This window comes from Pseudomonas sp. P135 (assembly GCF_020312125.1).
GTDB classification, from domain to species: Bacteria; Pseudomonadota; Gammaproteobacteria; order Pseudomonadales; family Pseudomonadaceae; genus Aquipseudomonas; species Aquipseudomonas fragariae.
On sequence record NZ_JAGPYR010000014.1, the window covers coordinates 54328 to 73249 of the forward strand.

The 18922-nt window shown below is 58.8% G+C and carries 14 protein-coding genes; 4 read left to right on the top strand and 10 right to left on the bottom strand.

Features of this window, described 5'->3' with window-relative positions:
- The first annotated feature begins 21 nt into the window (after nt 1-21).
- A complete protein-coding gene (locus KBY08_RS19265; protein ID WP_003401109.1) occupies nt 22-1041 on the top strand; it encodes a hypothetical protein in 1020 nt (339 codons plus the stop codon).
- Between the two features lie 146 nt (nt 1042-1187).
- On the opposite strand, the gene KBY08_RS19270 is transcribed toward KBY08_RS19265, so the two are convergent.
- Nucleotides 1188-3599 (bottom strand): RICIN domain-containing protein, encoded by a 2412-nt coding sequence (locus KBY08_RS19270; protein WP_111522560.1) that lies wholly within the window; start codon nt 3597-3599, stop codon nt 1188-1190.
- A gap of 413 nt (nt 3600-4012) precedes the next feature.
- Here KBY08_RS19270 and KBY08_RS19275 point away from each other — a divergent pair, with 413 nt between their 5' ends.
- A complete protein-coding gene (locus KBY08_RS19275; RefSeq protein ID WP_111522559.1) occupies nt 4013-5494 on the top strand; it encodes an ArnT family glycosyltransferase in 1482 nt (493 codons plus the stop codon).
- A gap of 20 nt (nt 5495-5514) precedes the next feature.
- Here KBY08_RS19275 and KBY08_RS19280 read toward each other — a convergent pair whose 3' ends face one another.
- Genes KBY08_RS19280 through arnB form a run of 8 tightly spaced genes read right to left on the bottom strand, consistent with a single transcriptional unit; the run spans nt 5515 to nt 14332 of the window.
- Nucleotides 5515-6909, bottom strand: coding sequence for a UDP-glucose dehydrogenase family protein (locus KBY08_RS19280; protein ID WP_003401114.1), 1395 nt, complete (start codon nt 6907-6909; stop codon nt 5515-5517).
- A complete protein-coding gene (gene arnF / locus KBY08_RS19285) occupies nt 6887-7291 on the bottom strand; it encodes a 4-amino-4-deoxy-L-arabinose-phosphoundecaprenol flippase subunit ArnF (RefSeq protein WP_024651951.1) in 405 nt (134 codons plus the stop codon). The genes KBY08_RS19280 and arnF overlap by 23 nt, the downstream gene beginning before the upstream one ends.
- Before the next feature lie 26 nt (nt 7292-7317).
- Entirely contained in the window at nt 7318-7656 is a 339-nt protein-coding gene (gene arnE / locus KBY08_RS19290) for a 4-amino-4-deoxy-L-arabinose-phosphoundecaprenol flippase subunit ArnE (protein ID WP_024642178.1), read from the bottom strand.
- Nucleotides 7653-9305: a lipid IV(A) 4-amino-4-deoxy-L-arabinosyltransferase gene (arnT, locus tag KBY08_RS19295; protein ID WP_103359061.1), complete on the bottom strand. Its 1653-nt coding sequence runs from the start codon at nt 9303-9305 to the stop codon at nt 7653-7655. The genes arnE and arnT overlap by 4 nt, the downstream gene beginning before the upstream one ends.
- Nucleotides 9302-10183, bottom strand: a complete 882-nt coding sequence (arnD, locus tag KBY08_RS19300) for a 4-deoxy-4-formamido-L-arabinose-phosphoundecaprenol deformylase (protein ID WP_011267893.1) — start codon at nt 10181-10183, stop codon at nt 9302-9304. The genes arnT and arnD overlap by 4 nt, the downstream gene beginning before the upstream one ends.
- Complete coding sequence (gene arnA / locus KBY08_RS19305; protein WP_111522558.1) at nt 10183-12177, bottom strand: bifunctional UDP-4-amino-4-deoxy-L-arabinose formyltransferase/UDP-glucuronic acid oxidase ArnA; 1995 nt, start codon at nt 12175-12177, stop codon at nt 10183-10185. Before arnA ends, arnD begins: the two co-directional genes overlap by 1 nt.
- Entirely contained in the window at nt 12174-13187 is a 1014-nt protein-coding gene (gene arnC / locus KBY08_RS19310; RefSeq protein WP_225651237.1) for an undecaprenyl-phosphate 4-deoxy-4-formamido-L-arabinose transferase, read from the bottom strand. The genes arnA and arnC overlap by 4 nt, the downstream gene beginning before the upstream one ends.
- Entirely contained in the window at nt 13184-14332 is a 1149-nt protein-coding gene (arnB, locus tag KBY08_RS19315) for a UDP-4-amino-4-deoxy-L-arabinose aminotransferase (protein ID WP_111522557.1), read from the bottom strand. Before arnB ends, arnC begins: the two co-directional genes overlap by 4 nt.
- A gap of 1186 nt (nt 14333-15518) precedes the next feature.
- On the opposite strand from arnB, the gene KBY08_RS19320 reads away from it, so the two are divergent.
- On the top strand, nt 15519-15707 hold the full coding sequence (locus KBY08_RS19320) for a hypothetical protein (RefSeq protein ID WP_225651238.1): 189 nt from the start codon (nt 15519-15521) through the stop codon (nt 15705-15707).
- A 108-nt stretch (nt 15708-15815) separates the two neighbouring features.
- Nucleotides 15816-17204, top strand: a complete 1389-nt coding sequence (locus KBY08_RS19325) for a PepSY-associated TM helix domain-containing protein (protein WP_111522556.1) — start codon at nt 15816-15818, stop codon at nt 17202-17204.
- 95 nt (nt 17205-17299) lie between these two features.
- Here the strand turns inward: KBY08_RS19325 and KBY08_RS19330 are convergent, their stop codons facing one another.
- Complete coding sequence (locus KBY08_RS19330; protein WP_177410953.1) at nt 17300-18895, bottom strand: gamma-glutamyltransferase family protein; 1596 nt, start codon at nt 18893-18895, stop codon at nt 17300-17302.
- Nucleotides 18896-18922: the final 27 nt, after the last annotated feature.

Below are 18922 nucleotides of genomic sequence, written 5' to 3' on the forward strand. Positions count from 1 at the left end.
ATGACTCAAAGGACTATGACTATGATTCGCGACGACCGTATCGCCCCAGGTGCCCCTGTGTACCACGAAACTCATGCAGCGGCTCCGCTGCTTAAACGAATCTCCTGGAGTGCGATTCTGGCCGGTGTTGTTCTGGCCATGGTTGTTTCGCTGTTGCTGAACCTGTTGGGTACGGCAATCGGAAGTGCCAGTATCGATCCCATGCAGGAAGCCAATCCATTGTCCGGCATTGGTACGGGCGCAGGTATCTGGGTCGTGGTCAGCTCGGTGATCTCGCTGTTCGTCGGCGGCTGGGCCGCTGGACGTCTGGCGCAGCGCGAAGGTGCGTTTCATGGCCTGCTGGTGTGGGCGAGCGTCTCGCTGATCACTGTTTATCTGGTCTCCAGCGCAGTGACCGGCGTCGTGCGCGGCGGCCTTAACCTGGCAGGCAGCGGCATGTCGGCACTGGGCAGCGGTATCGCACAGGTGGCTCCGGCCGTTGGCAGCAAGATTCAGGATCAATTGCGCGCCCAAGGCATCGATTTCAATCTGGACGATATCCAGGGCGAAATCGAAACAGCCATGCGTCAGACCGGCAAGCCCGAGCTGAACCCTGACAACGTCAAGCAGGAAGCGCAAGCGACTCAGCAAGATGCGCAGAATACTGCCAAGCAGAGCGCGCAGAACCCTCAGCAAGCTGACGAGCAATTGAGCGGCCTGATGGATCGCATCAAAGCTAAAGGCGACCAGGCGTGGGACGCCGCTGACCGTCAGGCGCTGGTCAATCTGATCAAGGCGCGTGGCAACAAGACTGACGCCGAAGCCAACCAGATCGTCGATCAGGCTCAGGCCAGCTACCGTCAGGCGTATGCCAAGTATCAGGAACTGAAAGCTCAGGCCGAACAGAAAGCCCGCGAAGCGGCTGAAGTGACCGCCAAGCGTGTTTCGCAAGGTGCCTGGATTCTGCTGATCACGCTGGTGATCTCGGGTCTGGTAGCTGCGGGTGCAGGCGTACTGGGTCGTCGCACTCAGCCGCCAGCCAAGGTTGTTGCTGCGGTCTGATTCACTGTAATAAGACTTGAACTGAAGCACCAGACGGGGAGCGTTGATCGCTCCCCGTTTTTATTCATGATGCAGGTGATTGATGGCGTGCAGTTGATACTGATGCAGTCGACATTTTTTGATTGAGATTACCTTTCGGCAAATCCTCAATCTTCCACCACCTCATCATCCTGTTCTGCAATCTGCTTATTAAAAGAGCGTTCAAAGAGCAAGCGTTCTGCCAAAGAGCTACCAGGAATATCGTTGATTTCAACGGTAGCCCCCGTGTCATCGGCATGGGTCACTCTGATTCGCTTCCCGGATAAAACGTCGTCTGCCGACCCACCTTGCCGCAACGGAGCGTCATTCATGCCATGTATGCCTGATGGCGTTGTGTCCACGAGCGTGTTGGAGACGGAGTTGCCATTAAAACGAGCGATTCTCACAATCACACCATTGACAAATGGATCGTCAGTTGGCCAGTTTTCAAAGCCGGGTGAAGGCTTGCGGAATTCCAGCGTGAGATAACTGCCATCGCTACGAAACAGGCGTAAGCCTTTGACCACTTCGGGATCCGCCGCTCTGAACAAGGGTGCAATGTTATAGGTGCCATTTTTCATCACTTCAGGAAATTGGTCATCAGTGAGCCAGCCCGCGTAGTACAAATAAGGAATGGGGTAAAGACGTGACCCCCCACCATTCAGGGTATCCGAAGGGTCAGCGCTATTAGTGACTGCGCACCCACTGGCGCCGATTTGCACAACTTCCCGACTATTGTAAGGGCAGCGCTCCAGCGAGGTCGCATGAGGTCCGCCGAGGCTATGACCGAATTCGTGTTGCCACATCCATGGCTTGTGGCCCGAATTATTTCCCATGGCCCACCAGCCCGGCATCGCAGCAAGCCCACCCCAGGAGCACGAAGTAGAAGGAATCTCAACGGCGACATAATCGTAATTATCCCTGTCAGTTCCCTTGTCGCGTGCGAGTTCTATCGCTTTGTTCCTCAGTTCAGTGGACGGGCAACCTGAAGGTCTGGGGCCCAGGTCTAGACCGGTCACCGCATCCCCGATGAACTTCAGATGATCGCCGGAGGAAAAAGAGACCGCGTTGACAAATGATGTGTTATCACCAGGCGCTCCGAAGAAGGCCTCCCTGGTGGCCTCGAAGTCGGTTTCTGGCTTGTCACTGTATCGGGTGTGCAGCAGGAGAACTTTTCTATCGCCTACGATGGGGCGTCTGGGGATCTTGGGTACTGCCAATTCAAAGTTCCATGTCACTGCCTTCGACCGTGACTCCGGCACCATCTGGATGGTGTTACCTGCAAAGCCCAGAACTTCGTTATCACCGACAAGGTCGTTGCGATATTTATTGGCCAGTACAAACCCTTCTATGAGGGGAATGAAGTTCCTGTTGTAACTCCAGGAACGCTCCGAGGTATACCCGGTACCTTGGCAGTTGATCATTTTACTAGTTGACCCTAAGCACTTTTCTGTATCCCTGTCCAGCAGCGCGCGATTGGTCAATTTGTCATACCCCGGTACGATGACGGACATTCGCCAGTCTTGGCCGGGCACACTTTTACAGGGAGAAAACTCGACGCTGACTTCATCTGCAGACAAAGCGAGGCACGTTTCCTGCCCTTTTTCAACGTTCCTGATGTAACCATAACGCTTGGCGATACTCCAGTTCGCCGAGCCTTGTTCTTTGCCACCCAATATCAACTGTTCGCTGGCATTGATTTGTAGGTAGTTAGCCATTCCCAGATCACTGATATATTTGTTTGACAGCTGACTGGGGTTGTTGCCGTCCCGATTCCACAGTCGCCTGGACTGATAATCATGACTGCCCGCGCTGGCACACGCGGCCATTTTTACGCTGTTGGCATTCGCCGCAAACAAACACATTTCTTGCGCTGATGTGGACAGCAGTTTGTTTTTTACATAAAGCCTTTTTTCCTTGGGCGTAAAAGTCCATTGCTGACTGTCCCTCCCCAGGCACTTTTGCAGTACCACACTGGTCATGTCACCCGCCAGTGTTAAACAGGCGTCCGGGCCATTCACTGTACTGATGATTTCTTCGTAAAGAGGTTGGGTGATTGTCCAGTGTGATGAAGCTCCCTCTGCAGGGCCAAATACCAACTGCCCGCTTCCATCACTGAGCAGGTAGTTATCAAAGCCTAAATCCTTGATGTATTTATTTGATAACACGCTGGTATGGTCACCGTCTCTGCTCCAGAGTCGCAAGGATTGATAGTCGTTGCTGTCGGCGCTGGCACAGGTTTTCATGCTGACGTGACGTGGATTCGACGCTGACAAACACATGGCCTGCGTTGATCCGCCTAACGCCTTGTTTTTTAGGTACAGCATGGACCCTGATGACACAAAGATCCATTGTTGATAATCGGTGTTGACACACTTTTGCAGTGAGACAGAACTTAAATCACTGTCGAGGGTTAAACAGACCTGCTCACCTTGCGCAATGCTGATGATCTGCTCATAAGGATTCATCTCCGTAGAAAAGGCGTTTGAATGGAAAAAACCCAGGAAAAACACGTACGTGAAAGCCGGCATTGTTTTCATAACTCTCCCTGTTGCTTGTGTCGGCGCATCCCTTGCGCCGTCAGTATTTTGTTTGCCCTATAACTGTTTCTGAACTAAAAGTTCGCGGTTAACACAGGGTTGACCAACACGGCCAGGTCACGCTTAGGCATGACCTGCATCAGGCTGGCTTATCTGTAAGATTAGTAGACCTGCGAAGAGATTTATTGGGCCCGATCACCGGTCGCATCCTGCATGTCGGATGCGTTCTGGGCCACGGGGAGTCTGCGCCAGGTCAGGCGTTCACGGCCGACTTTTTGCCGAGCTTTTAAACAAGCGTTGAGTGGCTGTCTGGTGTGCCGCCGGTTAACAATTCTTCAACAATTGGCGACTTATACTTCGCCAGACCGATTCGCTTCTTTGCTTGCCCCCCCGTCAACCCGGTACCTACCTTGATGACTTCTCGTGTGCTTTCACCGTTGCTGTTGTTGCTGGGTGCAATGCTGTTTTTCCTCGCGTTGGGCAATCACCAATTACAAAACTCGACAGAACCCCGCGTGGCGGGAATTGCCATGGAAATGCACCTGAGCGGCAACTGGGTTACCCCGAAACTGAACGATCAACCGTTCCTGGAAAAGCCGCCGATGAGCGTCTGGCTCGACGCTGCGTCCATCGGGGCGTTCGGTGCGACTCTCTGGGCGGTCAGGCTCGCGTCCGCCTGTGCGGGGCTGTTCAGCGTGTTGCCGCTGTACAGCATGCTGCGTCGCTTCGGGCGACCTGCCTCCGTGGCGTGGGTGGCTGCATTCATGCTCGCGACCCAGGCCAGTTTCTGGAGCAATTCGCGTCAGGTGGGCGAGGACGCGTTGCTGGCGCTGGGTGTGAGCATGGCGTTGCTGGGGTTCTTTCACGCCAGTCAGCGTTTGCGCAGCGACGGATTTCCCGCAGGGGCCTGGCTGCTCTTCGTAGTGGGGATCGCGCTGGCAACCCTGAGCAAGGGTGTGCTGGGCCTCGCGATGCCGGGTGTGGTCATTTTCGCCTGGCTGGTGTGCGAGTCGGTGCAGAGCAAACGCATTGTTTCCGTCCACTGGCTACGCCCGGCGATGTTTACCGCCCTGGCTTTGGTGCCTTTGCTGGTATGGCTGTGCTTTTTATACGGGCAGGGCGGTACGCAGTCGTTGAAGGACGTGCTCTGGACCAACAGTGTCGGACGCTTCAGTGGTTCGTTCGAAGAGGCAGGGCATTACGAGCCCGTGCATTATTACCTGAGCAAACTGCCTGAAGCGTTTTTGCCGTGGAATGTGTTTGTCTATCTGGGGCTGTGGCATTTCCGCAAACAGCTGCTGGCCAATCGTTACCTGCTGTTTTTCAGCCTGTGGCTGATCGCGCAGTTCCTGCTGTTGTCGCTGGCCTCGAGTAAACGCATGGTTTATCTGATGTCACTGGCCCCGGCGGCGGCAGTCATCGCGGCGGAATATGCCTTTGTGTTGGGCGAGCGCATCAAGGCACGCTCGCAAGGCTCTGCATCTGCAGCGTTTGTGGTACGAAACCGACGGGCGATGACGGTTGCCGGGGTTGTATTGATCGTGACGGGGTATCTCGGCGCAGCCCTATGGCTGGAACCGCGAGCGGACCGGCAGTTGTCGTTCCTGCCGCTGACCGACAAGGTTCATGCTCTGCAGGTCCAGGGACGGCATGTTGTTTTGTTTCAGCCCAGCGAACGGCTGGCAGGGGCCAGCGTGTTCTACAGCCAGAGCTTGCTGGACACGTTCACGTCCAGTGCTGAATTGAGCACCTTTCTGACCCGTGCCGACGGCAATGTGGCGCTAATGGAAAGCCTGCAGCTTCCCGAGCCACCCTTGCGAATGGTCGACAGCGTCAAGGTCGGCGAGCGTATCTACTATTTCGTTACTCAGGGTCCAGCGACCGTCGGCAACTGACGGCCACCGGAGCAGGGCCGTTACACAACCTGGCTGCTGACAAGCGGATTACAGGCCGTCCACTGTTTTTGCGGGATTGGCAGATCGCATGACTCGCCACGCCCGATGGGGAAGTAGTGGAAGCCGCGTTTTGCCAGTCGTTCGGTGTCGTACAGATTGCGCCCGTCGAAGATGACTGGTGCGCTCAGCCGCTGCTGGATCAACTCGAAATCCGGAGCTTTGAACTGTTGCCATTCGGTGCAGACGATCAATGCATCGGCTTCATTGAGCGCCGACTCTGGCGTGCCCATGAGCATCAGGTCCTTGCGATGGCCATAAATGCGCTGGGTTTCCTGCATGGCCTCGGGGTCGAACGCCCGCACGCTGGCACCAGCCTCCCACAACGCTTCCATGAGTACGCGGCTGGGGGCATCGCGCATGTCGTCGGTGTTGGGTTTGAACGCCAGGCCCCACAGGGCAAAGGTCTTGCCGCGCAGATCGCCCTGATAGAACGCGTTGACGCGCTCGAACAGTTTGTTCTTCTGCCGTTCGTTGATCGCCTCGACCACCGACAACAGATCGTTGGAGCAATGGGCCTCCCGGGCGCTGTGAATCAACGCACGGATGTCTTTGCCAAAACACGAACCGCCGTAACCGCAACCGGGGTAGATGAAGTCGTAACCGATGCGTGAGTCGGCGCCAATGCCCAACCGCACCGACTCGACGTCCGCGCCCAGATGCTCGGCCAGTTCGGCGATCTGGTTGATGAAGCTGATCTTGGTTGCCAGCATGCAGTTGGCGGCGTACTTGGTCAGTTCGGCGCTGCGCAGGTCCATGAACATGATCCGCTCATGATTGCGGTTGAACGGCGCATACAGTTCGCGCATGACGTTGCGCACCGCTTCATTTTCGCAGCCGATGACGATACGGTCCGGGCGCCGGCAATCGTTGACCGCCGAGCCCTCCTTGAGAAACTCCGGGTTGGAGACGATATCGAACTGCAGCAGCCGGCCGGCCTGACGCAGCGCCTTGTCGATATGGCCGCGCAAGGCGTCGCCACTGCCGACCGGCACGGTGGACTTCTCGACGATGATCAGCGGTTCGCGTCGATGCCGGGCGACGGCTTCGCCCACCGCGAAAAAGCCGCTCAGGTCGGCGGAGCCATTGGCTCGGGACGGCGTGCCTACCGCAATGAACAGGACCTCGGCATGTTCCACTGCCAGCTGCTCGTCGGTGGTGAAGCACAGACGCTGCTGGTCGAGGTTTTCACGTACCAGATTGGCCAGGCCAGGCTCGTAGATATGCACCTGGCCCTGACGCAACTGGTCGATTTTGGCCTGATCGATGTCCATGCAGACCACATCGTGGCCGACTTCGGCGAGCACGGTCGCTTGTACCAGGCCGACATATCCGCTACCGAAAACGCTGATTTTCATGGGAAAGATCCTGAGGTGATGGCCGGGGAATGCGCCGGAGGTTGATGGTCAAGACACCTGCCACGATCAGGCTGACACCCACAGTTTTCGATACCGTGAACGTCTCGTGGAAAAATGGCAGCGCTGCGGCGAGCGTATAAACCAGCGCGTAGCTGATACTGAGCAGCGAATAGGCACGGCTCAGGGGCAAGACCCGAAGGGCCAGTAGCCAGAAAAGCATGGAGAGCGCGTAAGCGGTGATCGAGGCGCAGACGACCCTCAGGGCGCTGAGATCAAGCTGCGCATGTTCCTGCATTTCGAGCCATTGAACGGGCGAGGGCAGGCGGCTCATGCTCCAGCGCATGCCCAGTTGCGCCGCGCTGACCAGCGCCACACTGGCCATGGCGCACAGGGTTGCCCGGCGGTGGGTCACGCCTGGCGTCCCAGCTGAAATACCCCGACAAGAATCAGCGCAATACCCAGCCAGTGCTGTACGTCAACCGGCTCGTTGAACACATAGCGACCTGCCAGCGTGATCAGCACGAAGTTAACACCCAGCATCGGATACGCGATGCCAACGTCCAGGCGTTGCAACACCAGCAGCCAGACCAGCAGGCCCGACCCAAGGCAGGCCAGCGCCAGCCATAGCGAGCGCAGCGCTGCAAACACGCCGGGAAATGCGCCACGCCAGTCTTGTACCGCGTACTTCTGCGCGATCTGGCCCAGGCAGGTCAGCAGGCATGCGCTTGCCAGCATCAGCCAGGTCACGATGCGGACTTCTCGTAAACGAGGATGGCCAGGTTGCCTTCGTCATAGCGCTGACCATCCTTGGGAAGACTTTCGAGCTCTTTCAGTTCCTCATCGCTCTTGCCTCGCATGATGACGCCGACCCGGCCTTGGCTGCGGGCGTTCTTCATCCAGGCATCGATGTTCTGCAGGCGGACCTCACGGCCCTGCACATCCGGGTAGCCCAGGCCGTACTCCAGCTCGCCCCAGGTGTTGAACAGTGCGACATCAGGTCGTTTCAGGCGCCACGCCAATGCCGAGGCAGCGCCCAGATCGTTGCTCAGCAACTGCGTGCAGCCCGCCAGTTCGGCCTGGTGCGTGACCACGAAAGGGTCGGGAGTCTTGTTGTTGATCACATCGTTTGGCAGTGCTGCGGGCAGCAATGCGATCAGCAACCAGCTGCCCAGTGCCGGTGTGGCCCAGAATGTCAGCGGGCGCAAGCCTTGCAGGGCGTTGGCGAGTGTCCATCCGAGAAGCACGATGACCGCCAGTGACAGATGCATCGGTTCGTTTTCGTAGACGGGCTGCTTGAGTTGCAGGTAGATCAACGCCACAAGCCCAAGAAAAGTGACGGTCGCGTTGAATATTCCGTTCGCGCGCAACGCTGTGCTGTGGCCTCGATCGAGGCGCTCGACCAGAGTGTTGGCCATCAGCAGCGCCAACGGCAGCAGGCACGGCAGTATGTAGGTCGGCAATTTGCCTTTGCTCAGGCTCAGAAACGCCAGTGGCAGCAGCAGCCACAGCAGCAAAAAGGCAATGTCAGGGCGGCTTTTTTCCTGCCATGCCTGTTTCAGTGTTAGCGGCAGCAGCAGTGCCCACGGCACACAGGCCGCCACCAGCAATGGCATATAGAACCACCAGGGCTGGGCATGCTGGGCATTGTCCCCGGCAAAGCGGCGAATATGCTCGTGCCAGAAGAAGTAACGCCAGTAGTCGGGCTCTTGCTGGTGGATCGCCAGTGCCCACGGCAGGCAGACGGCGATGGCAATCAATACCGCGAGCGGGCCGAATCTGAGCAACTCGGCCAGGCGTCGCTGGCACAGCATGTAGGGCAGGGCGATGATGACGGGCAGTGCCCAGGCGAGAAAGCCCTTGGTCATGAACCCTATCCCGCAGGCCACGCCGACTAACGCCCATGCCGCCAGACGCGCCCGACCGACGCTGTGCACGGCGTACCAGAATGCCAGCAGTGTCACGTTGGTCCAGAAGGTGAATTGCGGATCAAGATTGGCGTAACCCGCCTGGCCGGCGACAAAGCCGAAGCTCATGAACAGCAAGGCGCTGGCGAACTGCTTGCGCGGGTCGTTCCAGATCTTGCCGGCCAGCAGATAGGCCAGCAGCACGCTCAAGCCGCTGGCCAGTGCCGAGGCAATGCGCACGCCGAACAGGTTCTCGCCAAAGACCTGCTGCCCGAGTGCAATCAGCCAGTAACCGGCCGCCGGTTTTTCGAAGTAACGCAGCCCCATGAAGTGCGGCGCAATCCAGTTGCCGCTGTAGAGCATTTCCTGGCTGATCTGCGCATAGCGGGTTTCATCGGGAATCCACAGGCCGTGAAAGCCCAGCGGCAGCAGATAAGCCAGCACGAACGCCAATAACAGCAGCGCAAGATGACGATGCCTGACGTGTATCACTGCTGCACCCCCAGCCAGCCTTCGCGGCCGGGCAGGTGGCCGCGAACGATATGCCCGGAAGGCAACCGTTCGATAGCATCGGGCAGCAGATGGCCCAACGGCGCGAAGTGGATGCCCTGGGTATTGGCCCGCTTTAACAGTTGCCTGAAACCGTCGGCCATGATGATCCCTTCCACTTCGGCATGAAGGGTGTAGACATTGAGCTGTCGTGCAGCGAAGCGGCCGAGAATGTAGTCGTTGAACGCATCCGGCTTGAGGTGCGGGCCGATTACTTCATCGAAGGTCGGCAAGTCCACCGGAATCTGAGCGGTACCGAGGCTGCCGTCGGCCAGCAATGGGCGAAACAGGCTGGCGCCGCGGCAGTCACTGTTGTAACGAAAGCCAAACGCCTCTTTGGCCTGCACGACGCGCTGGTCGGCGCGCCAGCCTGCCGCCGCAGAGCAGACCACCGGGTGGCCGAGGATGTCGCTCAGGCAATCGACGCCGCGGTGTATCTGGGCGGTCAACTGTCTGTCGCTCCAGTGTCCGGCATTGGCTTGCCAGCCATGATGATCCCAGGCATGCAGGCCGATTTCGTGACCGGCATCCAGCGCGCGACGCATCAGCGGGCCGAGGTCCCGGCCGATCGGTTTGCCCGGCCATGCGGTGCCGGCCAGCAGAATATCCCAGCCATACAGGCTCGCCGCGTTGGAGCGAAGCATCTTCCAGAAGAACGTGGGCCTTACCAGGCGCCACAGATGGCGCCCCATGTTGTCGGGGCCGACACTGAAAAAGAAGGTCGCCTTGACCTGCGCTTCGTCGAGTATGTCCAGCAGCCGGGGCACGCCCTCACGGGTGCCCCGGTAAGTGTCGACATCGATTCTCAGGCCTGCCTGCATCAGCACTGATCCGCTTTTTCAGCCATGGCTTCGCGCAGGAAGAAATCCAGGGTTTTGCCGATGGTTTCGCTCAGCTCGATACCCGGCGTCCAGCCAATCAGCTTTTTGGCGTTGTCGATGCTCGGCGTGCGATGGCTGACATCCTGATAGCCCTTGCCATAGAAGGACTGGCTTTCGACTTCACGAAAGCCCGCGAAAGGCGGGAAATGGCCGCGCAACGGATGGGCTTCGAACTGGCGAAGCAGCTCTTCACCCAATTGACGGATGCTGGCTTCGTTGTCGGGGTTGCCGATGTTGATGATCTGTCCGTTACAGCGCCCATCGCGGTTTTCGATGATCCGCGCCAGCGCTTCGATGCCGTCGACGACATCGGTGAAACAGCGCTTCTGGGCGCCGCCGTCCACCAGGCGAATGGGCGTGCCTTCGACCAGGTGCAGGATCAGTTGGGTGATGGCCCGCGAACTGCCAATGCGCGCCGAATCCAGGCGGTCCAGACGCGGTCCCATCCAGTTGAACGGGCGAAACAGGGTGAATTGCAGGCTTTTCTGGCCATAGGCCCAGATCACCCGGTCCAGCAGTTGCTTGGACACCGAGTAGATCCAGCGCTGCTTGTTGATCGGGCCAACGATCAGGTTGGAGGTGTCCTCGTTGAAGTTTGCGTCCTGGCACATGCCATAGACTTCGGACGTGGACGGGAAAATCACACGCTTGTTGTACTTGACGCAGTAGCGGACGATCTTCAGGTTCTCTTCGAAATCCAGCTCGAAGACCCGCAGTGGATTGCGCGTGTATTCAATCGGCGTGGCGATAGCCACCAGCGGCAGCACAACATCGCACTTTTTGATGTGGTATTCGATCCACTCGGTGTGGATGCTGATGTCACCTTCGATGAAGTGAAAGTTCGGCTTGGCACGCAAGCGCTCGATAGCGTCCGAGCCGATATCCATGCCGTAGATTTCGTACCGGTCATCCTGCAGCAGACGCTCTGACAGGTGGTTGCCGATGAAACCGTTGACGCCGAGGATCAACACGCGGGTACGACGAACCGACCGGCGCTTTGCCTTATCGAGCAGTTGCGAGCCTGCTACCAGCCCGAATTCGCGTGCCAGTTGCTCACCACTGAGGTACAAGCCGTTGTCACCGCGTTGCCCTGCGGTGATGACCAGCGAACCCTCGCCACAGGCGATACGCAACGGCTCGTGACTGATGACCGTGCCCGGCGCCTCGCCATTGCTGCTTGTGTCCACGCTGGCAGTCCAGACGATCAGCTTGTTGTCGCCGACCGGGCAAAACGCGCCAGGGTAGGGCTGTGTTACCGCGCGGATCAGGTTATAGAGCTGAGTGGCTGGCAGCGACCAGTCGATCAAGCCGTCGGCCGGGGTGCGCCGACCGAAATACGTCGCACGGGATTCATCCTGGGGCGTCGCTGGCAGTTGCCCTTGCGCCGCCAGCAGGGGCAGTGTCTCGCAGAGCAGGTCAGCGGCGGCGTCACGCAATTTGCCATGCAGCGTCAAGGCGGTATCGGTGGCTCTGATCGAGACCCGCTGCTGGGCGACTATCGGCCCGGCATCGGCGCGTTTGACCATCTGATGCAGGGTAACGCCGGTTTCGCTTTCGCCGTTGACCAGCACCCAGTTGGCCGGCGCGCGTCCGCGATAACGCGGAAGCAGCGAGCCATGCAGGTTCAGTGCAGCTTTTTTCGCGCAGGCCAGCAACGAATCGCCGAGTAACTGGCGATAGTAGAAGGAGAAAATGAAGTCCGGCGCCAGTTTGCCGATGCGCTCTACCCATAGCGGGTGATTCGGGTCCTCGGGGGCATGCACCGCAATGCCGTGCCGGGCGCACAGCTGCGCCACGGAGCCAAAAAAGGTTTTTTCTTTGGGGTCGTCGGCATGGGTGAACACCGCCGCAATCTCATAGCCTGCATCCAGCAACGCTTGCAGGCCGACACAGCCAATATCGTGATAAGCGAAAACGACAGCTTTAGTGCTCATGGCGCGACCTTGTTCATATAGGGAGTTACAGAGGAATCAATGCTGTCGGTGGCAACCGGTGACGAGCTGCGCACGATTTTTTCGATGAAGAACCGCGGACGCGCATGCACATCGCTGTACATCCGGCCCAGGTATTCACCCAGCAGTCCCATGCCGATGAACTGCCCGCCGGTGAATACGAACAGCACGGCAAACAGCACGAACATGCCGTCCCCGGCCCATGACGCGCCGAAGATCAGGCGCAGAACGATCAGCAGCGCCGCGAACGAGACACCGAGCAACGCCATGCTGAAGCCGATGATGCTGAGCAGGCGCAGGGGCGTGGTGGTCATGCAGGTGATCAGGTCGAACATGAGGTTGATCAGACGCATCGGGCTGTATTTGGAGTCGCCGTGCTCGCGTTCGGCGTGATCGACCAGCACCTCGGTGGTGTGTCGCGCAAAACTGTTCGCCAGAATCGGAATGAACGTGCTGCGCTCCCGGCAGGCGAGCATGGCGTCGACAATCGTGCGTCGGTATGCGCGCAGCATGCAGCCGTAATCGTTCATGGCCACGCCGGTGGAGCGCTGCACGGCCAGGTTGATGAGTTTCGAGGGCCAGCGTCGCCAGGCGGAGTCCTGACGATTGCTGCGCACCGTGCCGACCACGTCGTACCCCTGTTCAGCGAGCTTTACCAGACGAGGGATTTCCTCGGGAGGATTCTGCAGGTCGGCATCGAGGGTGATGACCACGTCGCCCTGGCACTGCTCGAATCCGGCCATGATGGCGGCGTGCTGACCGTAATTTCGATTCAGGATCACTGCGACAAAGGGGCTGTCGGCGCGCTCGGCAGCCCGCTGGAGAATGTCTGCCGAGTCGTCGCGGCTGCCATCGTCGACCAGCACGATTTCGAAGCGGTGGTCGAGCTGTTCGCAGGCCGCTTCAGTACGGCTCAACAACTCTGGCAGGCTTTGTCGTTCGTTGTAGACAGGGATGACGATCGACACGAACTTGATCGGATACGGTTTCAATGGCTGGATTCCAGGGTCGATTCAATGGCACCGACAACCCGCTCGACATCATCGAGGCTCATGTCGGGAAACAGGGGTATGGAGCACAGCCTTGATGAATTCCATTCAGTGTCGGGCAGGCGTACATCCGGGAAACGCTTGCGGTAATAGCTGTGCAGGTGGGTCGCAATGAAGTGGATGCCGGTGCCGATATTTCGCGCTTGCAAGGCCTTCATGAAGGCATCGCGATCCAGCCCGCAGCGCTCGGGATCAATGCGCAGAATGAACAGGTGCCAAGCGTGTTGCTGGGCATACCGGGGCAGGGCGAGAGGCAGAACGGGGCTATTGGCCAGTCGTTCGAGGTAATGGCTGGCGAGCGCCTGGCGCTGTGCATTGATGGCGTCGAGGCGCTGCAACTGCACCCGCGCAATGCTCGCATTGATGTCGGCCAGGTTGTATTTGAAGCCAGGCTCCATGACCTCGGCCTGCGGTTTGCGACCCAGGGTCAGGCGATCGTAGGCATCGACACCCAGGCCATGGAATTTAAGCTGACGCACCCGATCAGCCAGCCGTGCATTGTCGGTGACCAGCATCGCGCCTTCGGCACAGGTCATGTTCTTGATCGCGTGAAACGAAAAGATCGCAGTGCCCTGCTGGCCGACCGGGCGTCCTTGGTAAGCAGTGCCGGCAGCATGCGCAGCGTCTTCGATCACGGTGATGCCGTGCCGGTCGGCCAGCGCATACAGCGGGTCAAGATCGAATGCCGCGCCTGCATAATGCACTGGCAGGATCGCCTTGGTCCGCGGAGTGATGGCTTGCTCTATCAGCGCGGCACTGGTCATCAGGGTGTCACGGTCGACATCGACAAACACCGGAGTGGCTCCCAGCAGGCAGATCATGTTGGCTGTCGACACCCAGGTTTGCGAAGGCGTAATCACTTCATCGCCAGGCCCTACGCCCAGCGCCAGCAGCGCAACGTGCATTGCCCCGGTGGCCGAAGACAATGCCACTGCATGCTGCGCGCCGACCCGCGCGGCGAACTCTTCCTCCAGCTTCTGACATTCCGGTCCGGTGGTGATCCAACCGGAACGCAGCACGCGCGTCACTGCAGCAATTTCTTCATCGCCAATGGACGGCCGTGAAAAGGCAAGAAAAGTTTGACTCATCTACAGAGACTCTCCGAGTGAAGCAGCAGGGCCGAATATAAAAAAATCACACGACGAGTGCGCAAACATAGGTGCACGTGAGTGCGGTGAACTTAGGCGTTCAACTATGAAAATAATGTCCATGCGCTGTTGCTTTTTTGTATCGCCTGGCAGGCTGTCGAATCATAGAGTAGGGTGAAATTCAAACGCACGACAATGCCGTTAAGCGTCCATGTAGAATTATTAATCTGGCGTTCAGGTTTCGTCGAGCGCGTCATGAATAGACAGCATTAGTTCAGCTTGCTCATGATAATCATGAAAAGTTAAAGCGGATGATGCGTGTTGCAGTTACAGGGTTTTTTAATGAAGTTTTCATGACCGAAAACGGGTTTCGTGCTGCCGGGCAGGGTCGAACCTGACCCCGGTCAGGTTGTTCGCAGGCCATTTTCATTGGGGAATATCGGCATTTTTTCCGGTTCTTTGACGAGGGGCTGCGCGTTCGCGTAAATCCCAGCTCAGAGGAACGACTGCGCGAGTGCTATCAAGTGATATATATATAACCAAGCGGTATGACAGGGCTGTGTGGAGGAGAGCAACGTTACTGATAATGGCCAGTTTGGCGCAGGCAAACATCAAGGTGTGAGTGGGCGTGTTATAGGGTCAAGACAGTTCGGCGCAAGCGTGCCGGTTGTTGTGGGGTGTTAAAGATTTACGTTGTATACCTTGCTTCCGTTCGCACCCCCCTGTGCGGGTCGGGTACAGGAGAGGTATTTAACCACGGGTTTAAAAATCGATACCTGCTCGACTGCAACTGCCAGATTTAGTGGGTGTATCAAAGTAAAGCGCCGCGCAGAGCGCCTTGGCATGTGGGAACACAGGGTGGGCTCGGATAACCCATGTCTCCTCGATTATCGGCCCTGCGAATGCCGCTGACCTGCACGCCCCGTTCTGTCTAGTTCCGGCCAGAGATGTTAAATTGGTCGCCATGAACGTCTTCCGAACCCATTGCTCGCCCATTGCCTGGATACTGTACACAGTTGTCCTGTTCAATGGTCTTGCGTGCAGCATCGGTCACGGCCAGATGATGGCCGCTTTTGCCGGCACTGCAGTGGCTTCGGTCTCCCATGCAGACCATGGGATGTCGGATATGCATGCCGGGCACCACACGATGCACATGTCCAGGCACGACTCGTCCAGGAAGATGGACATGTCAGGCAGCATGAAGGCGCAGTCGGGAGAGTGCTCGTTTGCCGGAACACTGACGCTGGCGATGATTTTCTTCGTGGCGCTGGGCTGGCTGATCCGTGTCCGCCGTACTCGTTTTGCGTTGCCCGACCTCTGGCTCGGCAACCTGCCAAGGTATACCCTCCCGGGACTCAATCCACAGGCCCCTTAGTGCCCATCGTGGACGTGTGAGTATCGCTCGCACGAATAACCGATATTGTCTTTACAGCCTGCCGGAAGGCGATTCCGGCGGGGCGCGTTCATATGTTGGTGAGTCCCTATGTCTGCATCATTTTCAAGCCCGGAGCCACGGCCGTCCGGGGCGTTTGTCGCCTTTCTGAAAAGGCTCCATTTTTACATCGGCGTATTCGTCGGTCCGTTCATGCTGGTCGCGGCCTTGAGTGGCGTCGTCTATGCACTGACCCCGCAGATCGAGGATTCGCTCTACGCACGTGCGCTGCACACAGACAGCCGTGGCCCCGCCATGAGCTTGCAGGCTCAGATCCAGCGCGCGCAGGCATCGTCAGGTCCAGGCCTGAGCATTGCAGCGGTGCGCCCGGCAGCCCGGGAAGGGGACACCACCCGGGTCATGTTCAGCGATCCGGGTTTTGGCCCGTCAGAGCATCGAGCGCTGTTCGTGGACCCGGTGAGTGGCGACATTCGCGGGGACATGAAGGTCTACGGTACCAGTGGCGTATTACCGCTGCGCACCTGGATCGATCAGTTTCATCGAGGCCTTCTGCTGGGCGATGTCGGCAGGATCTACAGCGAACTGGCAGCGTCATGGCTGTGGGTGGCTGCGCTTGGTGGTCTGGTGCTGTGGGCGGTTCGCCGTCGTCGGCAGATTCGTGAACACGGCAACGTGCGCCGCTGGCATGCAACCACCGGCGTATGGCTGCTGCTGGGACTGCTGTTCTTCTCGGCCACCGGTTTGACGTGGTCACAGTACGCTGGCGACAACATTGGCGTATTGCGTGCCTACTACGGCTGGTCAACGCCCAGTGTGGCCACCTCACTGGGCAAGTCGGCGGCGATGCCAATGTCTATGGACGAGCACGCCGAGCATCATATGCACATGGCGCCGACGACACAGGCGACCGCGCTGGATCCTGCCTTGTTCGACAGTGTTTTGGCCAGAGCGCGTGCCGAACATATCGATGCCGCCAAGGTCGAAATCAGGCCCTCCGCGAGCAATGACAAGGCCTGGGTAGTCAGCGAGATAGATCGCAGTTGGCCGACGCAAGTGGATGCCGTGTCGATCAACCCGCAAACCCTGGAAGTGGTCGATTACGTCAGGTTTTCAGACTACTCGTTGCCCGCCAAGCTCACCCGCTGGGGCATCGATGCGCACATGGGCGTGTTGTTTGGTCTGGCCAATCAATTGGTGCTGGTGGTTTTCGCCAGTGGCCTGGCGGCCATGGTCGTCATGGGGTATGTGATGTGGTGGCGACGTCGTCCATCGCTTTCTCAGGCACGCAATCAGCAGGCAACGCTCTTGAGTCTCTGGCGCTCATTGAATCCGGGCGCGCAATGGGCGTTGATCCTGGTTGCACTGTTGACTGGCTTTGCGCTGCCCGTACTGGGTGTGAGTCTTCTGGGCTTTATCGTCCTGGACGCGCTACTGGGCTATCGGCGCGCCGCAAGACCCTTGGTCGAAGGCAAGGTGTAACCCTTAGTTGCGCGGATTACCAAGCGCATCGAGCAACTGTTTCCCGACCAGGTCCGTCTGCTCGATGGCTTGTCAGTAGCGGATATCGCGGTCGCTTAATAAGCTGCGACCGTTCCGTCCTTCCTCGGATCGGTCCCGCCCACGTAGCCATGCGCGGTGCGCTGAATAATCTGCGCACCGCCGAAGGCAAACACGCCGCTCGGTTCTTCGACATCGATGTCGTGACCTTTGGCGCGCAGTGCTTTCACCACTTCGGGGTCAAACGCACGCTCCACGGCGACTTTCAGGCCGGATTCGATCCTCCAGCGCGGTGCGTCGGCAGCGGCTTGCGGGTTCTGTTTGTAGCGCAGGATGCGCATCATCATCTGCAAATGACCCTGCGCCTGCATCGGGCCGCCCATCAAACCGAAGGACATCAGCGGCGTGCCGTCGGCATTCATGACAAAACCGGGGATGATGGTATGGAACGGGCGTTTGCGCGGCGCAACGTAATTGACGTGTTGCGGATCCAGCGAGAAGCCCGCGCCACGGTTCTGCATGCTGATGCCCGTACCGGGTACCACCACACCCGAACCGAAGCCCATGTAGTTGGACTGGATGAACGAGATCATCATGCCGCTTTCGTCCGCTGCCGAGAGGTACACCGTGCCGCCCGGTTTTGGCGAGCCGTGCCCGGGATTGGCGGCCTGATCGGTGATCAGGCCCGCGCGTTCTGTCAGGTACGCCTTGCCCAGCAAATCGGCTGAGGGCACGCGCATGTGCTCGCTGTCGGCGACATGTTCGTCGAGGTCGGCCAAGGCCAGTTTCATTGCTTCCAGCACCGGGTGAACCGTTTCAAGGCTGTCCACCGGGTGTTCGCCGACGCCCAGTGCTTCGAGCATGGTCAGGCCGGCCAAGGTGGCAATGCCCTGGCCATTCGGCGGGAGTTCATGCACCACAGCGCCTGCGTAGGGCACCGACAGGGTGTCGATCCAGTCCACGGTATGCGTCGCCAGGTCGTCGAGGCTCATTACGCTGCCATTGGCGTTGGCATGGGCGATGATGGTTTGCGCCAGTTCGCCGCGATAGAACGCTTCGCCTTTGGTCTGCGCGATCAGTTCCAGCGTGCGGGCGTGATCCTTGAGCCGGATTTTTTCTCCGGCCATAGGGGCCTTGCCACCCGGCATGAAGCACTCGGCAAAGCCCGGTTGGTCTTTGAGCAGATGCGCGCCGCGTTTCCACAACTCGGCGATGATCGGCGTGACCTGATAGCCGTCGCGGGCGTAGCCAATCGCCGGTTCGGCCAGGGTCGCGAAGGGCAGTTTGCCGTAGCGCGCTGACAGTTCCACCCAGGCCGATACCGCACCTGGCACGCTGACCGCAGGCCAGCCGCGTTGCGCCATCTGGCTCTGGCCTTCGAAGTATTCCGGTGTCCAGGCTTGTGGCGCGCGGCCGGACGCGTTCAAGCCTTGCAGCTTGCTGCCGTCCCAGACGATGGCGAAGGCATCGCTGCCGATTCCGCAGCCGGTGGGCTCGACCACAGTCAGCACCATGGCCGCGGCGATGGCGGCGTCGACCGCGTTACCGCCACGGCGCAGCATGTCCAGCCCGGCCTGAGCGGCCAATGGCTGAGAGCAGGCGACCATGTTGTTGCCCATCACCGGCGAGCGGGCCGACGCGTACGGTTGGTTGTAATCCAGATCATCGAACATAAGCGTTTCTCTTTGGCAGAAGACGAA